The sequence below is a fragment of the Chryseobacterium sp. R2ACT005 genome (assembly GCF_049949215.1).
In the GTDB taxonomy this organism is placed as follows: Bacteria; Bacteroidota; Bacteroidia; order Flavobacteriales; family Weeksellaceae; genus Chryseobacterium.
The window spans coordinates 1,117,690-1,143,355 of the sequence record NZ_CP188192.1; the positions used below are offsets into that span (position 1 = coordinate 1,117,690).

Annotated in this window: 21 protein-coding genes; 15 read left to right on the forward strand and 6 right to left on the reverse strand. The window is 36.3% G+C overall.

Going from position 1 to position 25,666, the window contains the following annotated elements; translation table 11 throughout:
- Positions 1 to 432 precede the first annotated feature (432 nt).
- The 5 genes from ACPF63_RS05135 to ACPF63_RS05155 form a co-directional block, all read right to left on the reverse strand.
- Positions 433 to 2,643, reverse strand: a complete 2,211-nt coding sequence (locus ACPF63_RS05135) for a glycoside hydrolase family 3 C-terminal domain-containing protein (RefSeq protein WP_410500286.1) — start codon at positions 2,641 to 2,643, stop codon at positions 433 to 435.
- A gap of 440 nt (positions 2,644 to 3,083) precedes the next feature.
- Positions 3,084 to 3,893, reverse strand: a complete 810-nt coding sequence (metQ, locus tag ACPF63_RS05140) for a methionine ABC transporter substrate-binding lipoprotein MetQ (protein ID WP_426482242.1) — start codon at positions 3,891 to 3,893, stop codon at positions 3,084 to 3,086.
- A gap of 103 nt (positions 3,894 to 3,996) precedes the next feature.
- Positions 3,997 to 4,653, reverse strand: a complete 657-nt coding sequence (gene metI / locus ACPF63_RS05145) for a methionine ABC transporter permease MetI (protein WP_426482243.1) — start codon at positions 4,651 to 4,653, stop codon at positions 3,997 to 3,999.
- Complete coding sequence (locus tag ACPF63_RS05150) at positions 4,646 to 5,674, reverse strand: methionine ABC transporter ATP-binding protein (protein WP_426482244.1); 1,029 nt, start codon at positions 5,672 to 5,674, stop codon at positions 4,646 to 4,648. The genes metI and ACPF63_RS05150 overlap by 8 nt, the downstream gene beginning before the upstream one ends.
- An 18-nt stretch (positions 5,675 to 5,692) precedes the next feature.
- Positions 5,693 to 6,691 (reverse strand): EamA family transporter, encoded by a 999-nt coding sequence (locus ACPF63_RS05155; RefSeq protein ID WP_426482245.1) that lies wholly within the window; start codon positions 6,689 to 6,691, stop codon positions 5,693 to 5,695.
- 683 nt (positions 6,692 to 7,374) lie between these two features.
- On the opposite strand from ACPF63_RS05155, the gene ACPF63_RS05160 reads away from it, so the two are divergent.
- From ACPF63_RS05160 to ACPF63_RS05220, 13 genes are all read left to right on the forward strand, one after another.
- Complete coding sequence (locus ACPF63_RS05160; protein ID WP_426482246.1) at positions 7,375 to 8,313, forward strand: ring-cleaving dioxygenase; 939 nt, start codon at positions 7,375 to 7,377, stop codon at positions 8,311 to 8,313.
- Between the two features lie 58 nt (positions 8,314 to 8,371).
- Positions 8,372 to 8,668 (forward strand): GNAT family N-acetyltransferase, encoded by a 297-nt coding sequence (locus tag ACPF63_RS05165; RefSeq protein WP_149386463.1) that lies wholly within the window; start codon positions 8,372 to 8,374, stop codon positions 8,666 to 8,668.
- Between the two features lie 314 nt (positions 8,669 to 8,982).
- Positions 8,983 to 9,936: a VOC family protein gene (locus ACPF63_RS05170; protein WP_426482247.1), complete on the forward strand. Its 954-nt coding sequence runs from the start codon at positions 8,983 to 8,985 to the stop codon at positions 9,934 to 9,936.
- A 5-nt stretch (positions 9,937 to 9,941) separates the two neighbouring features.
- Complete coding sequence (locus tag ACPF63_RS05175; protein WP_426482248.1) at positions 9,942 to 10,562, forward strand: alpha/beta hydrolase; 621 nt, start codon at positions 9,942 to 9,944, stop codon at positions 10,560 to 10,562.
- 227 nt (positions 10,563 to 10,789) lie between these two features.
- Positions 10,790 to 12,400 (forward strand): Na+/H+ antiporter, encoded by a 1,611-nt coding sequence (locus tag ACPF63_RS05180; RefSeq protein ID WP_077418572.1) that lies wholly within the window; start codon positions 10,790 to 10,792, stop codon positions 12,398 to 12,400.
- Positions 12,401 to 12,459: 59 nt separating this feature from the next.
- Positions 12,460 to 12,771, forward strand: coding sequence for a hypothetical protein (locus ACPF63_RS05185; protein WP_219072995.1), 312 nt, complete (start codon positions 12,460 to 12,462; stop codon positions 12,769 to 12,771).
- A gap of 10 nt (positions 12,772 to 12,781) precedes the next feature.
- The gene (locus ACPF63_RS05190) at positions 12,782 to 13,366 is read left to right on the forward strand and encodes a Crp/Fnr family transcriptional regulator (protein ID WP_426482249.1); all 585 of its coding nucleotides are present in this window, start codon (positions 12,782 to 12,784) and stop codon (positions 13,364 to 13,366) included.
- A 319-nt stretch (positions 13,367 to 13,685) separates the two neighbouring features.
- Positions 13,686 to 14,561, forward strand: coding sequence for a pirin family protein (locus ACPF63_RS05195; protein ID WP_426482250.1), 876 nt, complete (start codon positions 13,686 to 13,688; stop codon positions 14,559 to 14,561).
- A gap of 42 nt (positions 14,562 to 14,603) precedes the next feature.
- Positions 14,604 to 15,293 (forward strand): hydrolase, encoded by a 690-nt coding sequence (locus ACPF63_RS05200; RefSeq protein WP_077418576.1) that lies wholly within the window; start codon positions 14,604 to 14,606, stop codon positions 15,291 to 15,293.
- Positions 15,294 to 15,351: 58 nt separating this feature from the next.
- Positions 15,352 to 17,124 (forward strand): amidohydrolase, encoded by a 1,773-nt coding sequence (locus ACPF63_RS05205; RefSeq protein WP_426482251.1) that lies wholly within the window; start codon positions 15,352 to 15,354, stop codon positions 17,122 to 17,124.
- 216 nt (positions 17,125 to 17,340) lie between these two features.
- Complete coding sequence (locus tag ACPF63_RS05210) at positions 17,341 to 17,766, forward strand: DoxX family protein (protein ID WP_426482252.1); 426 nt, start codon at positions 17,341 to 17,343, stop codon at positions 17,764 to 17,766.
- Between the two features lie 2 nt (positions 17,767 to 17,768).
- Positions 17,769 to 19,133 (forward strand): alginate export family protein, encoded by a 1,365-nt coding sequence (locus ACPF63_RS05215; protein ID WP_426482253.1) that lies wholly within the window; start codon positions 17,769 to 17,771, stop codon positions 19,131 to 19,133.
- 232 nt (positions 19,134 to 19,365) lie between these two features.
- The gene (locus tag ACPF63_RS05220; protein WP_426482254.1) at positions 19,366 to 20,094 is read left to right on the forward strand and encodes a M17 family peptidase N-terminal domain-containing protein; all 729 of its coding nucleotides are present in this window, start codon (positions 19,366 to 19,368) and stop codon (positions 20,092 to 20,094) included.
- Between the two features lie 60 nt (positions 20,095 to 20,154).
- Here the strand turns inward: ACPF63_RS05220 and ACPF63_RS05225 are convergent, their stop codons facing one another.
- On the reverse strand, positions 20,155 to 21,360 hold the full coding sequence (locus tag ACPF63_RS05225) for a hypothetical protein (protein WP_426482255.1): 1,206 nt from the start codon (positions 21,358 to 21,360) through the stop codon (positions 20,155 to 20,157).
- A gap of 443 nt (positions 21,361 to 21,803) precedes the next feature.
- Between ACPF63_RS05225 and ACPF63_RS05230 the strand changes: the two genes are divergently transcribed.
- Both ACPF63_RS05230 and ACPF63_RS05235 read left to right on the forward strand, forming a co-directional pair.
- A complete protein-coding gene (locus tag ACPF63_RS05230; protein ID WP_426482256.1) occupies positions 21,804 to 23,417 on the forward strand; it encodes a reverse transcriptase domain-containing protein in 1,614 nt (537 codons plus the stop codon).
- 95 nt (positions 23,418 to 23,512) lie between these two features.
- Entirely contained in the window at positions 23,513 to 25,639 is a 2,127-nt protein-coding gene (locus tag ACPF63_RS05235) for a DNA topoisomerase 3 (RefSeq protein ID WP_426482257.1), read from the forward strand.
- Positions 25,640 to 25,666 lie beyond the last annotated feature (27 nt).

The following is a 25,666-nucleotide window of genomic DNA, read 5'->3' on the forward strand; positions in this document are numbered from 1 at the left end:
TTGAACCATTAAGAAAATATTAAGCTGTTAAGAGTATTAAGAGCATATCTGAAGATATTCATAAAACACTGTGCTTCATTCAAATTTATTTGAATCTTAATTTTTCTTCATCACTTAAGAACTCCTTAATGGTTTAAAAAAAGTTTTGAAGATTGAATATTTGAGCACATCTAAAATTTAGATTTTTATTTTTAACGCAAAGTTTTAATCTGAGATACTTTTGAATTTAAGTGAGCAAAGAGATGGAATCAATAGTAATTGATTCTATTATCTATTAGCTTCATCCGCGACGTTGTCGCCCTTGTATCATACGACAGAATCTAAGAATCTTTGCGTTTAAATAAATTATAAAAAAACAGATCCCATTTTGGAATCTGTTTGCATTCTATCAAATAATTATTAAATAGAGTTTATACTCTTAACTCTCAGTTTTTATTTAAGGGTAAACTTCACTTTTGTTTTAATGGCATCGGAAGAATTTCCAATCAGTGCTTCAAAATCTCCGGGTTCAGCTACCCAGTCATGTTTTTGAGCATCAAAGAAACTTAAAGCCGTTTTATCAATGGTGAAAGTAACTTCTTTCTGTTCGCCAGGATTCAGATATACTTTTTCAAAACCTTTCAGTTCTTTTGCAGGCCTTGGAACAGATGATTTTAAATCACTGATGTAAAGCTGGGCAACCTCAGCACCTGCCTTTTTACCTGTATTTTTAACTGTTACAGTAAACGTAATTTTACCATCCTGTGAAATGGTTGTCTGGTCTGCTTTTGCCTTTCCGAATTCAAAAGTCGTATAGCTCAATCCATGTCCGAAACTGAACAGAGGTTTTATATTTTTAGTATCATGCCAGCGGTAGCCTACAAAAACGCCTTCGTTGTAAGTAATATTGATAGGGTTTTTCTGATCTTTGCCTTTTCCTGCAGCCAACTCATCTTTCTGTCCGGGATATTCTCCTAGTTGATGTGCTGAATTGTCCTCCAGTTTTACAGGAAATGTAAACGGAAGTTTTCCTGATGGATTTGCATCACCTGCCAGAATAGAGGCAATAGAATTTCCAGCTTCAGAACCCAGATACCACGACTGTAAAACGGTAGGAACTTCTTTGATCCAAGGCATAGCTACGGCATTTCCGGAAACCAAAACAACAGCAAGATTTTTATTTGCTTTTGCAAGAGCAGAAATCACATGATCCTGGTTATAAGGAAGTCCATAGCTTTTTCTGTCATTTCCTTCACTGTCCTGGAAATCAGCTTTGTTCAATCCTCCTACAAAAATTACATAATCGGATTTCTTGGCCAATTCTACAGCTTCATTCAATAATTCAGCTTCAGAACGGGTGTCTTTTAAATCCTGTCCGGATTTTACCCCATTATATTCACCTCCGATATCTCCTACATAACCTCTCGCATACTGTACATCTGCCTGCTTTCCAAATCTGGATTTGATTCCGTCTAAAGGAAGAGCTTCGTATTTCACTTTTAATGATGAAGAACCTCCGCCAACAGTCATTATTTTAATGGCATTCTCTCCAATAACCGCTATTTTTTTAGCTTTATTAAGGTCAATAGGAAGTACATTACCCTGGTTCTTTAATAAGACGATTCCTTCTTCTCCAATTTCTTTTGCAACAGCTTTATGCTCTTCAGAAGCAATATTCCCGAAAGGTTTATTGCGGTTCATTGTTGTTTTATAAGCAAGGCGAAGTAATCTTGTTACTTTATCATCAAGCTCTGTGGTTCCTACTTTTCCTGCTTTAATCAGATCAAGGTAAGGTTTTGCCAGATAGTAGTTGTCATAGGCATTTTTAGTTCCGGCAGAAAGTCCGTTGGTCCACGATCCGAATTCCAGATCAAGTCCGTTATGAATCGCCTGTTCCGTATTGTTTACAGCCCCCCAGTCGGAGACTACGACCCCTTTATAGTTCCATTCCTTTTTTAGAATATCATTTAATAGATATTGATTCTGGCTGGCATACTGGCCTTTGTACATATCATAAGCACCCATGATTGTCCACGAATCACCCTCTGTTACCGCTGCTTTGAAAGGTGGAAGATAAATTTCATAAAGAGCCCTGTCATCTACATTCACATTGCTCGTATGACGGAACATTTCCTGATTGTTCAGTGCAAAATGTTTCACAGAAGTTGCCACCCCATTAGATTGTACCCCTTTAATATAAGGAACTACCATTTTTGAGGTCAGATAAGGATCTTCACCCATATATTCAAAATTTCGTCCATTCAGAGGAGTTCTGTAGATATTGACTCCAGGTCCCAGAAGAATATCTTTTTTTCTGTAGCGGGCTTCTTCACCCAAAGCTTTACCATAATTCCATGACATTTTTTTATTCCATGTAGCGGATAAAGCAGTCAGGGCAGGGTAGGCGATAATGGAGTCGTTAGTCCATCCTGCCTGATCCCATTCGTCCCACATCACTTCAGGACGTACCCCGTGAGGACCGTCAGTGGTCCAGAATTCCGGAATTCCAAGTCTTGGAACACCCGGTGAACTGAATTTTGACTGTGCATGAAGCATTGCCACTTTCTCTTCCAGTGTCATTCTTGATAATGCATCCTGAATACGCTGTTCTACAGGTTTGGATTCATCTAAATAAACGGGAAGGATATTATTAGTCTGGGCCATATAAGAAGCAGAAATAAAGGTGAATAAACTTATAATGACGGTTTTCTTTAACATAATGCCTTTCTATTTGATTAAAAGCAAAAATAGAGAAAATTTTTTATTATCTCAAATTGAGAAAATAAATTTTAATGAATAAAAAAACTGTCCACGTATTTGCAGACAGCTTATTATTAAATATTTTTAATTATTAAGAAAAAAATCGAAATTGCAAAATGGTAAAAGACAAATGAAGCTACTCCTATATTTTCACTCAATATCTTTAACCCTACAACTCTCCTAACACAGTGCCTGGATTCCTACGGAATGACAAGGTGGACGTATAGGTAAAGCGTGTAGTTTGTCCATTCTGTAGGAATCTACACCAAACCCTCCTATTCTTAAATTCTCACCCGAAAACCGTACCCCCGCATCTCGAATTCACTCTCAAATCCTCAGACTCATTAATCCCATCCTTTCACAGCTCCGCCTTTGAAAATCTCTTTGGCTTTCTTTTCCACTTCCGGAGACTGGTAGGCTTTTACAAAGTTTTTTACTTTCTGACTGTTTTTATTATCCTGTCTGGCAACCACCAGATTCACATACGGAGAGTCTTTATCTTCAATTAAGATCCCCTGTTTTTCCGAATCTAATCCTGCCTGAGCTGCAAAATTGTTATTGATAATTCCTGCCACAACATCCCTGTCATCTAAGACTCTTGGAATCTGGGCTCCCTCAATCTCCATGATTTTCAGCTGTTTCGGGTTTTCTGTAATATCTGTTACTTTTGGCAGAAGTCCTACACCTTGTCTTAATTTTAGCAGACCTCCTTTCTGAAGCAGAAGCAGGGAACGTCCTCCATTGGTTGGGTCATTGGGAATAACAACAGTGTTGCCTTCCTGCAGCTCACTGATATTTTTAATCTTCTTTGAATAGGCTATAATAGGGTATACAAATGTATTTCCTACAGGTACAAGATGGTATCCTCTCTGCTTGGACTGCTCTGTCAGATAAGGAAGATGCTGAAAAGCATTGGCATCAATATCTCCGTTTGTCAGGGCTTCATTGGGAACTACATAATCATTAAAAGGAATAAGTTCCACATCCAGATTATATTTATCCTTAGCTACTTTTTTGGCAACCTCAGCAATTTCCTGTTCCGGACCATAGGTGATTCCTACCCGGATAAAGTTCGGATCATCTTTTCTTCCCGAACAAGCACTGAACAGCAGTATTCCGGCAGCTATTACACCAAAAATCTTTATTTTTTTCATGCTAATTAAATTTTATAGTATACTGATCTCGCATCACGCATCACATATCTCGTATCTCGAAACCCGAATCTCAACTCTCAAACTCTCCGACACTCCCACTCAACTACCTGTGATCAAATCTTTTTGACAACCGGTCTCCCGCAAATTGAATGATGAAAACCAGCAGAACCAGTAAAATTAATACCGTATTCATAATGATAATATCATATCCGATATAACCGTACTGATAGCCAACCTGTCCAAGTCCGCCTGCCCCTACAGCACCACCCATTGCAGAATATCCTACAAGCGTAATCAAAGTGATAGTGGCATTGTTGATTAAAGAAGGAAGTGCTTCAGGAAGCAATACTTTTCTGATAATCTGTAAAGGAGAAGCTCCCAAGGCTCTTGCCGTTTCTATAAGACCATGAGGAACCTCAATAAGGCTGTTCTCAACAAGTCTCGCAATAAACGGAGCTGCCCCCACACTTAGCGGAACCAAAGCTGCATTTACTCCAATAGAAGTTCCTGCCAGAATTCTCGTAAAAGGAATCATCCATACGATCAGAATAATAAAAGGGATGGCACGGAAAATATTAACCAGAATAGATAGTCCTCTATGATAGACTGCATTTTCCAGCAGTTGTCCTTTTCTGGTTAAAAATAACATGATTCCCACCGGAAGTCCAAGTACAAATCCAAAAAATCCGGATAAAAATGTCATATAAACCGTTTCCCAGGTTCCTTTTGCCAAAAGGGCAATTACCGTATCACTAAGCATATCCTTTTACTGTATTTTGAATTTTATTTTGGTTGAAATAATAGATCGCCTGTTGGTTTTCTTTAGCCTCACCCTGAAGCTGCAGCAAAATCTTTCCAAAATTTGAATTTCCGAAATATTCTACGTCAGCCTTTAAAAGTTTATAAGGGATTTTATATTGATTGTATAGCGCTGAAAGAATTTGTTCAACACTGATGTTTTCGCTAAGTTCTATTTCGACAAGCGGAAATAAACCGTCTTTGGGTTCTTTCTGCAGTCTGCTAATGAATTCCTGTGGCAGGGTCATGATGTCTGAATTTATAAATTGCCGGATTATCGGGTTTTCTTTGTCCGAAATAATCTCGCTTAAAGTTCCTTTTGTTAATAATTTTCCTTTGTCGATCACTGCAACGTGGTTGCAGACCGCTTTGATAACTTCCATTTCGTGGGTAATTAAAAGGATGGTAATTCCCAGTCTCTGATTGATATCTCTTAAAAGCTGCAAAATAGATTGCGTTGTAGCCGGATCCAGCGCACTGGTTGCTTCATCACAAAGCAGAAGGTGAGGATCATTAGCTAGAGCCCTTGCAATAGCTACCCTCTGTTTCTGTCCTCCTGAAAGACTTCTGGGATAATCATTGGCTTTATCTTCAAGCCCTACGATCCTCAGTAGTTCGTTGACTTTTCTGTTGATTTCATCCTTACTGCTATGATCCAGTTCCAAAGGTAGAGCTACGTTATCAAAAACAGTTCTTGAAGAAAGAAGATTGAAATGCTGGAAGATCATCCCGATTTTTTTACGTTCCTCAGCCAATTGTTTAGAACTGAGCTGGGTAAAATCTTTTCCATTAATAATAATCTGCCCTTCATCCGGTCTTTCCAGTAAATTTACTGTACGGATAAGGGTACTTTTTCCTGCACCCGAAAAACCGATAATTCCTACAATATCTCCTTTCTCTATATTTAAACTCACCTTATCCAATGCCTTAAAGGACTGTTTTTTCTGGTGAAATGTTTTCGATATGTTTCTGATTTCTATCATTCTGATTTTGTATTCTGTTTAAATAGGCTGATATGGCCTGCCTGCTCTGTTAAAAAATCTTCTTACTCTTCTGATTTTTACCTTTGACCGTTTTGAAAGTCTGAAATACTTGGTGACATTCGTTAGAAGTACTCCCAGCAATATGATGAATAAACCATACAGCTGACCTCCATTGATGCTTTGGTTGGCAACAATCCAGCCTGCAATCACTGTTACAATAGGATTGATATAGGTGTGAGTGCTTACCAAGGCAGCGGGTTTTACGGACAGAAGCCAAATGTACGACAAATAAGCGACTATCGATCCAAAGAAGATCAAAAATAGGACCCCAAACCATGCCGATAATGGAACTGCAGAAACTGAAAAACCAGTCCATTCTTTTCTCATAAAAGCAATTAAAAATGAAGCTAATCCCGCTACTATAAGCTGTTGAGCAATATTCATAAAGGTAGATTGAGAAGCCGGATTTTTCTTTGAATATAAAGATCCCAGTACCCATGCGATGGAACTTAAGCCCAACACGACAAACGCAGTGATGCGTAGATTTTCATTGGCAATAGCATGAGCAGCATTTGAGTTTACACTGCCTTTTAAAAACATAATTAATCCTGCAAATCCAATGGCCAATCCTATCGGAATAAATTTATCTGAGAAATAATATTTCCAGTTTTTTCTGTCGATTGCAATAAACCAGAACGGGCCGGTTGCAATAGAAATGGCCGCTTCTGAAGCCGTTACATATTGTTCTCCCCAGGCTACGAGTCCTGTTCCTCCGGTAAGAATAAGAATACCGGTAATTGCATTTTTCTTCCAGTTGATCAGAGAATTTGCTTTTTCTCCTTTAGAAAGAAGATATCCTATCATCAGAATCCCGGCAACCAGAAATCTTAACCCCGAAAGAATGAATGGCGGAAAACCTTTTAAGCCAAATGAAATAGCTAAAAACGTAATTCCCCATATCACATAGATGTTTGTAAAAGCCAATGGAATCAACCATTTGTTTTTAGAATTATTCATTTTTATTTTTTTAATGTTGTTGTGTTCAATAAAAAAAGGCTCTACCATGTGGTAAAGCCTTTAAAATATGTCTAAATAAAAGTAAGGTCAACCACAGTATTCTCGATGCACAGGCATACAGATATCCTTCATCATGTTTTTGATGGTATGTTTCTTAATTAAATTATTTTTTAATTCTGTCTTCATTTTATTCTATTTCCTGAATACGTTTGCAAATATATAATTTAATTTTTATTAGTCCACTAAAAAAGTAGACATTTTAAATGTTAATTTATTATTAATAGTTTAATATATTGTTTGTTAGTGTTTTATTAGTTGTTTGTTTACTATTTTTTTTAATTAAAAAAACAGTTTTAGTTCTTTTTTATTTCAAAAAACATAGAAAATATTGCTTGTTTTTCATTATCAAAAATGTAAAATAAATTGAAATTTATGAGAATTAAATAATTTTTATATTGTTAAAAAGAAAACAAGTAGAAATTTATTCTGATGCATTTTTATTTTGTAGATTATTTATAAACCTTAATTTATTTATTGCCGGAACTCCCATTAGATCTGTGAATTTTAAATCAACTTATTATTATCAGATCAACGCGACAAGATCATAGGATCTTTTTATTTATTAAACTAGTTAAATGCGCAGCATTTCTGTTCACTGTAATTTAGCATAAAAATTAAAGACAATGGACAATAGAATATTAGGTCTGCATCATATTACTGCAATAGCAGACAATGCCAAAAGAAATTTAGATTTTTATACTCAGGTTTTAGGAGTAAGACTGGTGAAAAAAACAGTGAATTTTGACGATCCGGGAACTTATCATTTCTATTTTGGGAATGAAAACGGAACACCGGGAACCATTCTTACCTTCTTTCCATGGGAAGGAATTGGTAAAGGAAATAACGGAAGCGGAATGGCTACCCATATTGGATATTCAGTACCCAAAGGAAGTCTTGAGTTCTGGAAAAACAGATTGCAAAGCTTTAATGTAAATGTGGAAGAAGAAGAAGAAGAAGTATTTGGAGAAAAGATGATTTCTTTTAAAGATCCTGACGGTCTTCAGTTACAGTTGATAGAACCTGCAGGTGAAGACAGCAGAAAAGTATGGACAACTGATGATATCAAAGATGAATATGCATTGAAAGGATTCCATAATGTAACTTTAACCTTAAAAAAAGCAGATCCTACAATAAAAGTTCTGACTGATGTTTTAGGTTACGATTTGCAGAAACAGGAAGGAGAAAGATACAGATTGGCTACCGATGCAATTGATACGGCAAATCTTGTAGATATTATTGAAAACAATACAATTCCTGCGGGAAGAAATGCTGCCGGAACCAATCATCATATTGCATTCAGAGTGAAAGATGACAACGTTCTGATGGAATATCGTGAAAAAGTATTATCTGCTGGACTAAGCATTACTCCGAAAATCAACAGAGATTATTTCTATTCATTGTATTTCCGTGAGCCGGGAGGTGTTTTGTTTGAAATTGCAACCGACAATCCGGGATTCACGGTAGATGAGCCATTGAATGAGTTGGGAACAAACCTGAAGCTTCCTGCACAGTACGAAGGAATGCGTGAGAAAATAGAAGGAGTACTTCCGAAGTTATCATAGATCATCGGTCATCATTGATAAAGATGCTAATTTTGAATTAAGAATTAAAAACAATAAAATGGAAAGAACAGAAATAGTTTTAGAAGGAAGAAAAGGAGAAATCCAGCTTTTCTCAGACGATCATAAAGCAGGTAAAATGGATATTTCAGTCATTGGAAAAAAACTGACGGTTTATCATACTGAGGTACATCCGGAATATGAAGGAAAAGGTTTTGCTAAAATTTTACTAGAAAGACTGGTTTCCTACGCAAGAGAAAACGATTTAAAAATTCTGCCGTTATGTCCGTATGTTCACGCACAGTTCAAACGTCATCCGGAAGAATATAATGATGTGTGGATGAAAGAAGAACTGTAGTGAGTTTGAGAGGCGAGTTTCGGGATGCGGGTTTTTTAGTTTCGGGTTTTTGAATACGAGTTTTAGGGTTTTAGAGTAAGAGAATTTGAGATGGTAAGAGCATAGATTCCTTCGGAATGGACAAACTATGCGCTTTATTTATCCGTCCACCTTGTCATCACGTAGGAATCTAAACATTGTATGTTGCCTCTGGAAACAATCCTAGAGATTTTTCTTCCTTTTACCATTCCGCCTTCTTCGTTTATTTGCTATTTTACCCTTTCGCAATTTTGCCTTTTTATCCATCACAATAATTAATTAACAATTTCAACACAATGAAACTTATCACAGGACTGCATCACGTTACGGCAATTACCGGCAATGCACAGGAAAATATAGACTTTTACACTGGTGTTTTGGGCCTTCGTTTAGTCAAAAAAACGGTCAATTTTGATTACTCAGATGTTTATCATTTTTATTTCGGGGACGAATACGGAACACCGGGAACGATCATGACTACTTTTCCGTATGGCAAAGATCTGATCAATGGCAGACACGGGAAAGGAATGCTCAATACGACTGCATTTTCAGTTTCTATAGAAGCTCTGGATTATTGGATGAACCGTCTGGAACAGTTTAATATTCCTTTCAAACAGCCACAGCAAAGATTCTCAGAAGAAGTTTTTATTTATCTTGAAGATTTTGACGGATTGGGTTTGGAGTTGGTTTTTAATGATAAGGATGAAAGAAAAGGATATTACAATGGTTATATTCCTAAAGATTATGCCGTCAAAGGAATCCATCACGTAGAAATCTGGCATGATGGTTACGAAAGAACAGCAGCTCTTCTTACTACTCAGATGGATCATAAAGTGATTAGAGAAAGCTCTGACAGATTGAGATTAGGAACAGAAAATATGCCTGGAAAATATGTAGATCTATTGTCTACTCCTAATGCATTGAAAGGATTAGCTGGAAGAGGAACTGTTCATCATGTAGCTTTCGCTACTCCGGATGCAGAATCTCAGCTGGAAATGGTAAAAAGATTAAATGCCTACGGACTGGAACATACCGAAGTGAAAGACAGAAAATATTTTACTTCCGTATATTTTAAAGAACCAGGAGGTGTTTTATTTGAAATTGCAACTTCCGGCCCTGGTTTCGATGTAGATGAAGAAGCAGCGTTTTTAGGAGAAGATCTGCAGTTGCCACAGCAGTTTGAAAAAAGAAGAGAACGTCTGAAAGAAGTTCTTCCCGCAATTAATTATCCAACAGAAAAATTCAGATAGAAATAATGAGTCATATTTTAAATATAAAAACAGCAGGAATTCCATTAAATCAGGCAGAAAAAGCTTTGATTATGGTTCATGGACGTGGAGGAAGCGCTCAGGATATTCTGAGTTTATCTCAACATTTGAATGTAAAAGACTATGCTTTATTAGCCCCACAGGCTTTAAATCATACCTGGTATCCTTTTTCATTTATAGCACCGGTAGAACAAAACGAACCATGGTTATCATCAGCCCTTGAAATGGTTGAAGAAACAGTAAAAGCCGCCGTAAAAGCAGGAATTAAACCGGAAAATATATACTTTTTCGGATTTTCTCAGGGAGCCTGCCTTACCCTTGAATTTCTGGCCCGCAATGCTCAGAAATTCGGTGGAGCAGCAGCCATTATTGGTGGAGTGATAGGAGATAAGATCAATCGTGAAAACTATAAAGGAGATTTCGCCGGAACCCCTATTTTTCTGGGAACCAGCAACCCTGATTTTCATGTTCCTGTAGAAAGAGTATATGCTACAGCCAATATTTTACGAGAAATGAATGCTGAGGTGACAGAAAAAGTATATGCCAATTTTGGACATTCTATTAATGAGGAAGAAATTGAATTGGCCAACTTGATACTATTTAAATAAGTATTTTAACTTTAAAATTATTCGTAATTTTTAAAGACCTTTAATGTGTTTAAGTAAAGTTACGATTCCTCCGGAATGACAAAGTGAATGGATAGATAAGGCGTAATATTTGTCATTCCGGAGGAATCTATCAAGCATCATTAATTATTCAATAGAGGTGGACTTTAGCCCGCCTTAAGAAAATAAATATTCCATTGGCTTTAGCCAAAACTTATAACCTAAAGAAAATGCACGAACAACTACTTTTAATACTGGGACTTTTATTACTCGTCATGATGCTGGTCATGCTGGCACAACGGATTAAAATTGCTTATCCTATCTTTCTGGTGCTCGCCGGATTAGGAATTAGTTTTATTCCGGGAGTTCCTGTTTTAAAGCTGGATCCCGAAATTATATTTTTAATTTTTTTACCTCCTCTTTTGTATGAAGCAGCCTGGTATACTTCATGGAATGATTTCTGGAAATGGAAACGTCCCATCAGCCTGCTGGCTTTTGGTCTTGTATTTCTGACCTCTCTGGTAGTTGCCTATACTTCACAGATGCTGATTCCCGGATTTACACTGGCATTAGGATTTTTATTGGGAGGAATTGTCTCACCACCGGATGCTGTTGCTGCCACCACAGTCTTAAAAGGATTAAAAGTTCCAAAACGCACTCTTGCTATACTGGAAGGCGAAAGCCTGATTAATGATGCCTCTTCACTGATTGTTTTCAGATTTGCGCTGGCCGCAGTAATGACAGGAGCTTTTTCAATGCATGAAGCAACAGGGCAGTTTTTTCTGGTAGCAGGAATGGGAATTGTAATAGGAATTGCCGGAGCTCATATTTTTTATGCAATTCACCGGTTTTTACCTACTACACCCGCCATTGATGCTGCCATTACCGTAATTACGCCTTATATTCTGTTTCTTTCTGCAGAACATTTTCATTTTTCGGGAGTAATGGCTGTAGTGAGCGGAGGTTTATTTATGTCTTTCCGTGCTCATGAAATTTTTAAAACAGGAACTACAAGAATCAATATGACAGGGGTCTGGAATACCCTGATTTTCGTAATGAATGCTTTGGTCTTTGTATTAATAGGGCTTGAACTTCCGGATATCATCAATGGATTGGGCGAAATTTCATTAATGGAAGGAATCAAATATGGTTTAATTATAAGTTTGATCGTTATTATAGTACGTCTGTTATGGATTTATCCTGTGGCTCATATCCCAAGATGGCTGAGTGAAAAAGCCCGCCGTGATCCAAGTCCGGGATGGAAAAATCCTTTAATTATAGGATGGGCAGGAATGAGAGGAGTTGTATCCTTGGCTACAGCTTTGTCAATACCGGTAATGATGAACAGTCAGGCCGAATTTCCGATGAGAAACCTGATCATTTTTATCACATTTGTAGTCATTTTTGTGACATTGGTGTTTCAGGGATTGACACTGCCTTTGGTGATCAAATTGACAAAAATTCAGGAAATTGATCCTATTCTTCCTTCCCATGAACAGCAGGCCGGGATTCAAATGAGACTGGATAAGCTTGCTGTCCAAAAACTTGATAAAGAATATAATGAATTGGTGAACAGCAATAGTCTGCTCGAGAATTTTAAAAAAGCTCTGGAAACCGATATTAAACTTCATCAGAATCATTTAAACTCTTTGGAAATGTGTACCAACAGACGAAACGATATGGCAGAATATCACAATGTGATGCTGGATATATTTGCCCTGCAGAGAAAAGAACTGTTTCAAATGAAACGTGAAAAACGCTTCAGCGAAGACGAAATAAGAAAAGCAGAATCTCAATTGGATCTGAACGAACTGAAGATTACAGGGAATAAGCACTTGTAAAAGTGAGATCAACAGCTATAAACTTTAAACTCTGAACCTTGAATTTTAAATCTTAAAACATGAAAACATTACATTTTTTAGTCATTGGAAAGAATCAGGAAATTCTCGAGACTTTAAAAAGAATTATAGAAAATAATGAAGGTTGGACTGCCGAAATACAAAGTGAGGAAAATTTCTGTTATGAATATATAAGAGATAATGCGGTAGATATTGTTCTTCTAAGTTCAGGACTTGATGAAGATTTTGAAAAAGATATTAAAATATTTTGCGCTGATTTACATAAAGATGTTAAAGTGATTGAGCATTACGGAGGAGGAAGTGGACTTTTAAAGAATGAAGTTTACAGTCTTTTTCCTAATTTGCAGGGGTAAACCTGACATTATGTTTGAAAATATCATCAAAAATATTACCCGATTTATCTCAATCACCCCCGAAGAAGAAAAAATATTTACAGATCTGCTCTCTTGCCAGTCGTTTCCAAAGAAAACCGTTTTGCTGAGAGAAGGAGAGATCTGTCAGTTTGAAGGCTATATTCACAAAGGATGTCTTAGAATGTATTGTTTGGATGATAATGGATCTGAAGTCACTTTGCTGTTTGCCATTGAAGACTGGTGGATCAGTGATATTGCCTCATTTCAGGAACAGAAACCTTCTAAAGTGTATATTGAAACGCTGGAAGATTCGGAAATCTATATGCTGAATCCTGCAACAAAAGAAAAACTACTGCAGGAAGTCCCTAAATTTGAAAGAGTTTTCAGAATGCTGGTTCAGAGGAATCTGGCAACACTGCAAAGCCGATTTGTCAATACCATTTCCAAAACTGCCTCAGACAGATACCTTGAATTTATTAAAGTATATCCTTCAATCCCACAAAGAGTAGCACAATATTATATTGCTTCCTACCTTGGGGTTTCAAAAGAATTTGTAAGTACCATCAGAAAACGTCTTGCCTCAAAGGAGAAATAACCTTTAGGTTTTAAGAACCCTCTCTTTTATTTTATCAATTCAAGAATAAATACTGATGAATACAAAGGTGAGATTCTACAGAATGACAAACTGTATGGAGAGAAAAAGCGTATTATTTGTCATTCCGTAGGAATCTAAACATAGTTATTCTTAAATACTCTTACATACCTCAAAAGTTTAAATATCATCATACTGCCGGTTACACAAGTATCCGGCATTTTTTTTTGCTGCAAAGTCATTTATTAAACTAGTTAAATGTGCAGGGTTTTTCAGCGCTCTACATTTGTCATATCAAAAACGAACAAATAACAACGTAGATATGGACAGAAAAGATTTTTTTAAAAAAGGATTACTCGGAACAGGAATGTTTGTAGCATCAGCTTCTCTGGCAAATGCTATGAAAAACGAGATTGATGAGATCGAACCATTAGAACCCATCGGATACAATCATCTTCCTAATACAGAATCAAAAATAAAAGATAACTCTGTCATCCACAGAGCAGACTCAAGAGGAAAAGCAGACCACGGATGGTTATTAAGCCAGCACACTTTCAGTTTTGCCAATTATTACAATCCTGAAAGAATGCACTTCGGAGTCCTGAGAGTCCTGAATGACGATAAAGTGGAAGCAGGAAGAGGTTTTGGAACACATCCTCACGACAATATGGAGATCATCAGTATTCCTTTGGAAGGTGATCTTGAACATAAAGACAGCATGGGGAACACAGCAGTAATCAGAAGCGGAGATATCCAGGTGATGAGTGCAGGAACCGGAATCATGCACAGTGAGTTCAACAAAAACAGTGATAAGCTTGTAAAATTCCTTCAGATCTGGATCTACCCGAAAAAAAGAAATATCACTCCAAGATATGACCAGATCACTTTAGACAAAACGAAAGGACACAATAAGTTTCAACAGATCCTTTCCCCCAATGCGGATGACGAAGGAGTATGGATTCATCAGGACGCCTGGTTTCATCTGGGAACTTTTGATCAGAATACAGAAACACTTTATCAGATCAGAAAAAAAGGAAACGGAATGTATGTTTTCATTCTTAAAGGAAGCGCAGAAATAGGCGGAGAGACTTTGGAAGAACGTGATGGATTCGGAGTCTGGGATATTCAGGATATCAATATTAAAGCACTAAAAGAAGGTACAGAAATCCTTGTGATGGACGTACCAATGACACTATAAATAAAAATTCAATAGAAATAGCAACCCTTAAATTAAATCATTATGAAAAAATTAATCCTATCATTTGCAGCTGGTTTATTATCATTAACAGCATCCGCTCAAAACCCTGGAAAATCATTATTAAATCCTACTAATCATGCTGTGGTATTGATAGACCATGAAGGGCAGATGGCTTTTGCAACAAAAAGTATCAGCATGGAAGAATTAAGAAACAATGTGGCACTTGTAGCGGGAGGATCAAAGATTTTTAATGTTCCAACAGTGGTAACAACGGTGGCAGAAAAATCATTCAGCGGACCTGTTTTCCCTGAAATTTCAGAAGTATATCCTGAAGCAACAAGCGGATATGTAGACAGAACTACAATGAATACATGGGAAGATCTTAATGCTCACAAAGCAATTACAGGCAAAAATAAAAAGAAACTGGTTTTCGCAGGATTATGGACAAGTGTATGTATCGTAGGACCAGTATTATCAGCTATTGACGAGGGATATGATGTATATGTGGTAACAGATGCTTCAGGGGATATTTCTAAAGAAGCTCATGATCAGTCAATCACCCGTATGGTTCAGGCCGGAGCACATCCTATTACTTCTGTTCAGTATGTATTGGAACTTCAGCGAGACTGGGCAAGAAAAGAAACCTACAAACCAGTCAATGATTTGATGAAAAAATATGGTGGAGCTTACGGTATTGGAATTCAGTATGCTCAGGAAATGTTAAAACATTAATGGTCTGTTTCGGCAGGCTGAAAGCCTGCCGAAACCTTCAAACTTAAATATTGAAATAATGAAATTACTGAATACACTTATATTTTCTGCCGTTTTAGGGACAGGAATCCTGCACGCTCAGAAAGCAGACATGATTATTACCAATGGGAAGATCACCACAATGGATGATAAAAATCCTGAAGTACAGGCTGTAGCTATAAAAGACCATAAAATCTTACAAACCGGAACGAATGCCCAGATTTTAAAATTAAAAAGCAGCAATACAAAAGTCATTGATGCTAGAGGAAACAGAGTAATCCCTGGATTGTTTGACAGCCATTTGCATGTGATTCGTGGAGGAAGATTTTACAATACTGAACTTCGCTGGGATGGCGTGAAATCTTTAAAAAGAGCGCTGGAAATGCTGAAAGAACAGGCGCAGAGAACCCCAAAAGGACAATGGGTAAGAGTGATTGGAGGCTGGAATGAATATCAGTTTGAAGAAAAACGACTTCCTACACTGGCTGAAATTAATGAAGCAACAGGAAATGTACCCACTTTCATCATGTACCTTTATGGGAAAGCATGGCTGAACAAAGCGGGGCTACAGGAACTCAATATCAATGGAGAAACTCCTAATCCTGCACAAGGTTTAATTGAGAAAGACAACAACGGAGATCCTACAGGTTTACTGGTGGCAGAGCCCAATGCATTTATTCTTTATTCAACATTAGCCAAATTGCCGGAGCTGAAAGAAGAAGAAAAAGTAAATTCTACCCTTCAGTACATGACTGAGCTGAACAGATTAGGTGTTACTGCGGTAATGGATGCAGGAGGAGGATTTCAGAATTTTCCCGATGATTACGGAACGACAGACCAATTGAACAAAGAAGGGAAAATTACTGTTCGTTTACCTTACTATTTATTTGCTCAGAAAAAAGGATCCGAACTCGCAGATTATACCAAATGGATAGGGATGGTAGAGATTGACGACCATGGCCACAATGATTTCAACGAAATAGATTATCATGTAAATGGAGGCGGGGAAAACCTGGTATCAGATGGAGCTGATTTTGAAAACTTCCTTTTCCCAAGACCGGAGCTTCCTGCAACCATGGAAAAAAATATGAAAGAAGTCGTAAGCCTTCTGGTAAAAAATAAATGGCCTTTCAGAATTCATGCGACCTATAATGAAAGTATTACAAGATTTTTGAATGTCATTGAAGAAGTCAACAAAGAAACTCCTTTGAACGGATTGGTCTGGTTTATTGATCATGCTGAAACCGTGACTGAAGACAATATGAAAAGAATTAAAGCAATGGGTGGCGGAATTGCCATACAGCACAGAATGGCTTATCAGGGAGAAAGCTTCATCCACAGATACGGAAAAAAGCCTGCTTTAGCTTCTCCTCCGGTGAAAAAAATGCTTGAAATGGGAATTCCTGTAGGATTGGGAACGGATGGAACCAGAGTAGCAAGCTACAATCCATGGGTTGCTTTATACTGGATTACTACAGGAAAAACAATCGGGGGAAACCAGGTAATGGGTAAAGAAAATACCCTGGATAGAAAGACAGCCCTATCCCTTTCTACTTATGGCGGATATGAATTAATAAAAGACTATCAGAAAGGAAAAATACAAAAGGGATATTTTGCAGACCTTACCATTTTAGACAAAGATTATTTCACGGTCAATGATGAAGACATTAAAAATATTACTTCCAAACTGACGATTGTAGACGGAAAAGTAGTTTACGGAGACGAAACTTATAAAACTGCCGCTCCGGTATCTCTTCCGGTCATTCCGGACTGGTCACCTGTAAAATATTACGGAGGTTATCAAACAAAATAGTTTTAACCCACAAAAGCTACAAGTATTTCAACTGAAGAGGGTAAAAATTCCCCTTCTCTGGAGGGGTGGCAAAAATTCAAAGAATTTTTGACGGGGTGGTCTTACACGCAAAACCTCCCGCAACATCAAAGCAACCACAATCATCTGTGTCAATCTGTGTCATCTGCGGTTAAACAAAATCCCCTCAATCTCATTCTTAAAAATTCTATTTAAATCATGAAAAAGTTAATCCATACCATCATCAATACCAATCCGGCAGGAAAATTAACAGATACTGCACTGTTGGTTTTCAGGATCTTACTTTCTGTAGAATTAATCGTAGCCCACGGATTAAAAAAATTAGGGGTAGGCGTTTCAGAAGCAGAGCAGGTTCCAAATCCACTACACCTTCCGGAAGCATTCAACAGTCTTTTTGCTGATGCCGCCAATCTGGTGTTTCCGGTGTTTGTCATCTTTGGGTTTCTCACAAGAATTGCAGTATTGCCCATCTTGGCGGTGACCCTTACAGGTTACTTTATCCTTCATTGGAATGACGCATTATTAGTGAAAGATACCCCCTTTATGTATAGCTTATGTTATCTGTTTTTACTGTTTGTGGGATCTGGAAAATACTCAGTTGATAATTTTTTAACAAAGAAATAATCATGAAAAAACTGGTTGCCATTGTACTCTTTCTGCAGATTTTTATTCCCACTCAGCTTTCTGCTCAGTTTAAGCTGATGAGGTTTGATGAAGATTATGCTGCATATAAAGACTCTGCAAAAACTTTTTATAACTCCATAAAATATATCCCGGTTACAGAAAACAACAACTATCTGTCATTGGGAGGAGAAACAAGACTGGAATTTGTGGATTTTAATAATGAAGATTGGGGAAGATCAGGAATTGGAAGCAATCCCTTTCTGATTCAGAGATATAATATACACGCTGATTTGCATCTGGGCTCGCGGGTAAGAATTTTCGGACAGGTGAGAAGTGCCTGGGAAAACGGAAGAAAGAACGGACCAAGGCCAATTGATGAAGACCATTTGAATATCCAGAATCTCTTCATTGATGTAGATATCCTGAAAAATGACAAAGAAAAGCTGACGGTGCGTGCGGGAAGGCAGGAACTGGATTATGGAAGCGGAAGACTGATCTCAGTAAGAGAAGGACCGAATTTAAGATTGTATTTCGATGGCGTAAAATTCATGTACAAAAGATGGAATTTCAGATCTGATGCCTTTATGATGGCTGCCAGTGAAATCAGCCCCGGAGCATTTGATAATACCTCTTCAAAATCTATCAATCTTTGGGGAAGTTACAATACCTTGATTATTCCCAGAAGTGGAAATCTGGAGCTGTATTATTTGGGAATTCACAGAAAAGATGTACGCTTTGAAGACGGAATTTCAGATGAGACCAGACATACTTTCGGAGGGAGATTCTGGAGATATGGCGGTGGTTTTATCTACAATTTTGAAGCAGCTTATCAATTCGGAAACTTCAATAAAGGAAATATCAGTGCATGGACGGCTTCTGCAGACATCGGATATATGTTTGAAAATGTAAAAGGAAAACCGACCATCAATCTCAGAAATGATTATATTTCAGGAGACAGCAATAAAGGAGACGGAAAACTGGGAACATTCAATCCTCTGTATCCGAAAGGAGGATATTTTGGATTTAATCCCCAGATTGGCCCTGTCAATCTGATTGATATCCATCCTTATGCAACCGTAGATTTGAGTGAAAAAATAACCGTTCAGGCAGATGTCGTTTTCAACTGGAGATATTCTACCCAGGACGGAATTTACAGACCGAGCGGAACATTGAACCTGCCGTCCTCAAATTCAAAGAAAAGATACATCGGAACTGCTTTCTTAGGAAGCTTTAATTATAAGATCAATAAATTCTTAACCTTTAATACAGGAATACAATATTTCAATACAGGCGAATTCATCAACGAGGTGATCGATAACCACAAAGACGGACTCTTTATCAACTCCAGAATTGTATTTAAATTTTAAAAGAAATATGATGTTATAAAAAATACAAGAATATCCTAAAATCTGCAACAAAATTATCCCACATCAATGTACCTCTTGATCACTGAAACTACCTTTGAAAAAATAAAAATAGCCGGAGCAAAGCGACTTGCGCCTTAAAAAAAGCATTAGGGAAAACTTAGCGCCCTTGCGGTATCCAACAAAAAAACTCTCAACAAGCAACAAAAAACAATTAACGACAAAAATAAATCTCATGAAAAATACATTAAAACAATCACTGGTAATCGCAGCTTTAGCATTTTCAACGTTAAATTTTGCACAAATAATTACTACAGCACCTGCAAAAACAACCGCTATCGGAACCTCTAAAACATGGGGAACCGTAGACGGAATCTCCATGGTAGGATTAGTACAGGGGCCTTCCTCTGCCGATGCCCAGCTTCAGGTAGCCTGTGTGTTCGAATATACAGAAGGAGACATCTTCAGTGCTCAGGCTTTACCTGCTAAATTGAACGGACTGGTTCACCTGGATGAAGCTTTAAAAGGAGAATTAACCAATATCAGAAAGGCTGGACAATTTCAGGGACATTCTTTAGAAACCCTTTTAATTACACCACCTGCAGGATCGATGTCTGCAAAGAAATTATTACTGATCGGTTTGGGTGACCGTAATAAATTCACGCCTGATTTAATGACTTCCGTAGGAGAAGTGGCAGCCCGCGAAGCCATGAGATTAGGCGTTACCAATTTTGCCTTTGCAAGTGACCTTAAAGATGCAGGAATAGACTCTCCAACCGCTTTGATCGCTGGAAACGTAGTAAAAGGAATTGTACATGCCAACCGTTCTGAAAATTATTTGAAAGAACACAAATTATCCACTACAAAAAAATTAGAAAAAGTATATCTTCTGGCTGGCCCTGCCTTCTTTGAAACCGCAGGCGGTGGAATTGCCGATGCCATTTCAGAAGCTCAAAAGAAATAATGAACTAGTTTCATTACATTGTTGATCCGGCCCTCTTTTTATAAGGGGGCTTTTTGTTATTTATTCTTCAAATAATTTAGTTCCATCTTTTATTTCTACAACTTTAGATATTTTGTCTATATTAAAATGACGTATACGTCCATTTCGTAGAGTACAATTTGCAATAACAAAGATAAAATCTTGTCCTTCCGAATCTGTATAATGATCTATACCGATTACTTTTATTACTCTTTTGGTAACTTTATCTACCTTGTCTGTATAATTTATTAAGAAATATTCATTAGGAGTAAAAATTTTTTCATCAATTCCAGTGAAAACTTTTTTATAACTAGGATAACTTTTACCAAAGACTTTCTCAATATTGAAACAAAACTCTGAATTATCAACGTTTTGCATAATAGAATTGATTTCGTAAATCGGTTTTACTATCCTTTTTTGAGATAAAAGATCAAAATATTCAAAATTATAATAATAATGGTTAAATACAATTTCATTAACCATCAATAAGGATTTTTTTAGTTTTGAAGAAGAATCTTCAAAAACAATTTCTTCATCTTTATTTAATGAATATAGATAGTATATGTCTTTGATTTTTAAATCTTTTAATTTGGTTAATGAATTTATATTAATAGTTACTAAACCTAAGATTTTTGAAGGTAAAAATTCTTCTGAATAATTGGTCGTTTGAGGGTTATACCATCTACATTTAAATAAGTATTTAGAGCAATCTTTTTCAAGTAGTTCTGGATCTTTTGTCGAAAACCTTTTTTCTTCTTTGTTTTTAACAATATCAATGATTGTCATTACAGGAGGTAAAAAATCTAGATGATTTTGCTCTTTATTAGCTCTTAATCCATTAGAGTTTTCTATAAATACTTTCTTTTTGTTAAGTTCAAAATCAACATTTTTTAGGCAAACAAGATTATTTAAGTAGGTTTTCTTTAAATAATCTATTTCATAGTCTTCAATAGAAATTAACTTTTCTAAATTTAAATATGTATTTATTGAGTCCAGTTTTTTTATCTCGTCCTCTTTAAACCAAGTATTATGAAATTTTCCTTCTTTATGGGAGTAATAATAGCATTTGAATTGTTTTCCAACCGCTTTGCCGGTTAAACTATTGTATTCATTTTTATTTAATATTTCTCCAATGAGCATGATTGGAGGAGTCATATTAGCATTAGATGCTATCTTAATGAAGTTATTGTCTTCAAAGTATGGATGATTTTTAAGACATATAAAATCTCCAATGGAAAAATTTTCCATGTTTATTGATATTTTCAAAGTTATTAAGCAAATATACTAATAAATGACTATTTTTGAGTTGCTTGTAAAAAGAAGTTTAATTACAACTAGAATTAAGATAAAAGATCTTTTAGAGTTAAAAGATTTACTTATAATAATTGGATTATAAGGATTAATAATTTCATCAGTGCTGATATCCCCATACATGGGAGGCCTGACAGTATTAGTAGCAATATACAAATTATATATGAAACTACCAAAAGGATAAATTTATATCTTATCTTTGCTTTCATGTTGTATTATAGTGTTAGTTATTAGCTCTAAACACACAGTTTGGACTAAGCCTAATAGTGCTTCTATTAATAATTACGAAATTTTCAATGACTCAGTAGTTGGGTACTTATCTGGGCGTAAGCTGTATGTAATTATAAAACGTTATTGTCTTTTTACAAGCAATTTTTATAATGGAAAAACCAGATTGGATAAAAGAAAAAGGTTATTTGCATTTGTCTCCTTCTCTTAAAATAGGAGAAGATTGGAAGAGGTATTATCGTAATGTTACAAATGAAAATTATATAGCGAAATATGCATTTTATCCACTTATACATACCATTTTAAAAGATAGAAAATATAAGAAAGGAGATCCTGAAAAGCATAAGCATAACGATAATCGTAAACATTGTCATTTTCATAAAGAAACCAACAAACCGGAGAGAACACATAAGCTTCGCCCTTTGCACTATGCCAGTCACATGGATGCACTCGTATATGGATACTATAAAGAGATTCTTAATGAGCTTTACGAAAACAAACTAAAAGAAAATCCTTTATTAGATGCTTCTGTAAATGCTTATCGTAAAATTCCAATTTCTAAAGAAAATGAAAAAGGTAAAAGTACAATTCACTTTGCAAAAGAAGCATTTGATGAAATAAAAGAAAGAGGTAAAAATCAAGATGTTTGTGTTATGACTTTTGATTTGAAAAGTTTTTTTTCGAGTTTAGATCATCGATTTTTAAAACAAAAATGGAAATGGCTTTTAGAAGTCGATGAGCTACCAAAAGACCATTATAATGTTTTTAAAGCCTGTACAAAATTTAGATATGTACTTCTCGATGATCTAAGGATACAAAAGAAAAATAAGAAAGGGCGCAGATTAGGGTTTGATGAATCAAAACTAGCTAAAATAAGGAGAGAAAAAGGATTCAAGGGTTTCTTTTATAGTAATCAAGAGTTTAGGAAAACGATTAAAGAAGGGAAACTTAGAATTTATAATAATCCATTTTTTTCCAAAGAAAAAATAAATATAGGAATTCCACAAGGACTTCCAATTAGTGCACTTCTTGCAAATTTATATTTATATGACTTTGACTTAAAAATTGTCAATGATATTGTGATTGAAAAAGAAACTTATTATAAGAGATATTCGGATGATATTATAATAATTTGTAAGCCTGATCAAGCGGATATTATTGAAAAATATATTTACGATCTTGTGGAAGAAAGTAAAGTTCAAATAAGTAAAAATAAAACTGAAAAATTTATTTTCAGAAATATTAATTATTCTCCTAAACATAATCAGAAAAGATTGACTTGTTTTAAAGTAAATAAAATAACAAAAGCAGAAAAAGAAACTCCGTTATTATATTTAGGATTTGAATTCAGAGGATATAAAACGGTTATAAAATCGGCTAACTTATCGTCCTATTATAGAAAAATTATTTCTATAACGAAGAGAAGATGTAAAAGAGCACGGGCTTTATTAGATAAGAATCCAGAAGCAAGGAAGGCAATCTATATTAATCAAATAAAAAAGCTTTATAATAGACCTTTAAAGGTTAAAGATTCTGAAAGTACTGAACTTAAAAAACTAGATAGAAAACGTTACTCATTAGTTAAGAATGATAGAGGGTTCTATGAATTTTCACATTATTCTTCCAATAATAAAAAAGAATCTAATTATTATTCTTATGTAAAACGTTGTTGTACAATATTTGAAGAAGACCATTTTATGAATCAAATTAAAAAAAGAAAGCACGTAGTATTTACTGCTATCAACAGACATCTACATAAAAAATAAAGTGAGTAGTCTTGTATGTTATAGTTAATATATGTCCCAATTTGCAATGTCAAAAAAAATCACGATTTTTGCACTCCTTCAATAAACCCGAGTTCATGAAATTATGTATTGCCGAGAAACCCAGTGTTGCCAGAGATATCGCCAAAGTATTGGGCGCTACCACGCCTAAACAAGGTTATATGGAAGGAAACGGCTATTGCGTGACATGGACGTTCGGACATCTTTGCACCCTGAAAGAACCTCACGACTACGGTCCTCAGTTCAAATCCTGGAATCTTTTTTCACTGCCGATTATTCCCAGCAGTTTTGGAATCAAGCTGATCCCGAATAAAGGCGTTGAAAATCAGTTTAAAGTGATTGAAAGATTGGTCGAAGAATGTGATGAGGTCATCAACTGCGGGGATGCCGGGCAGGAGGGAGAACTCATTCAGCGTTGGGTATTGCAGAAAGCAAAATGCAACAAACCCATCCAGCGTTTATGGATTTCTTCATTGACGGAAGATGCGATTAAAGAAGGTTTTGCAAGTTTAAAACCTGCAGAAGATTATAAAAACCTCTATCTGGCCGGAAATGCCAGAGCCATAGGAGACTGGTTGTTGGGAATCAATGCGACCAGGCTTTTTACGAAGAAGTTTGGCGGAAATAAAGCCGTTCTTTCCATTGGAAGGGTACAGACTCCCACATTGGCCATGCTGGTGCAGCGCCAGAAAGAAATTGATGCCTTTACCACAGAAGAATATTGGGAACTGAAGACCAAATACCGTGATGTTCTTTTCAGTGCAGCAATTGATCGTTTAAAAACGCTGGAACGTGCAGAAAAAGGATTGGAATACCTTAAAGTCAACCCATTTGAAATTGTTTCTTTCGAAATTAAAGAAGGAAAAGAAAAAAATCCACGACTTTTCGACTTGACCGGACTTCAGGTGGAAGCCAATAAAAAATATGGATATTCAGCAGAAAATACGTTGAATTATATCCAGAGTCTGTATGAAAAGAAGCACGTAACCTATCCACGTGTTGATACAACTTATCTATCCGAGAGTTTATATCCGAAAATAACAGGAATTCTTCAGAAGATGTATCCTTATCAGGATCTGATTGCTCCGTTACTGGAAGCTCCGATTCCAAAATCGAAAGCTGTTTTCGATGATACCAAAGTAACCGATCACCATGCGATCATTCCTACGGAAATTCCACCTTCCCAGAATCTGAGCAGGGAAGAAAAACTGATCTATGATCTGATTGCAAAGCGCTTTATAGCCGTATTCTATCCGGAGTGTAAAATTTCCAATACCCTGGTGGAAGGAAAAGTAGGAACCATTCCTTTCAAAACCAGCGGAAGGCAGGTTCTTGAAGCAGGATGGAGAGCCGTTTATGCCAAAGAACCTAAAGAAGAAACCACCGATAAGGAAAAAGAAAAAGAAGAAGAACAAACGATCCCTGAATTTATTGTAGGAGAAACCGGACCACATGATCCGATGATTCACCAGGGGAAAACAACGCCGCCAAAGCCTTATACCGAAGCAACATTGCTGAGAGCAATGGAAACTGCCGGAAAACAGGTTGAAGATGAAGAGCTGCGTGAAATGTTGAAGAACAACGGGATCGGAAGACCATCCACGCGAGCGAACATCATTGAAACCCTTTTCAAAAGAAAATACATCGAGAAAAAAAGGAAAAACCTCATCGCTACCCAAACCGGAATTCAGTTGATTGACACCATCGAAGACGAGCTTTTAAAAAGTCCGGAACTGACGGGTGAATGGGAATCAAAACTTCGTAGAATAGAAAAAGGAGAGTATGAAGCCAATCTTTTCAAAGAAGAACTGATTCAGATGGTTACCGAGCTTACTGAAAAAGTAGTGTATGGAAAAGGAAAAGTGATTACCCTTCAGGAAGAGGAAAAAGAAGAAGTGAAGGAAAAGAAAAAAAGAGAACCTGCACAGAAAAAAGAACTTCAGTCCTGGGAAGAAACGAAATGTCCGAAATGTAAAGAACACAACCTGATCAAAGGAAAAACAGCAGTAGGATGTTCCGATTTCAAAAACTGTGGATTCAAAATTACCTTTGAAATTTTCGGTAAAAAATTATCTGATAAACAGCTTTTAGACCTTGTTTTAAAAGGAAAAACTTCAAAATTGAAAGGCTTTACCACCCATCAGGATGCTATTGCAGAAGGTGTTTTGACTTTGAGCGACGACTTTCAGACACAACTTAGCTAATATTTCAGAGATAAAAAAAGAACTTCA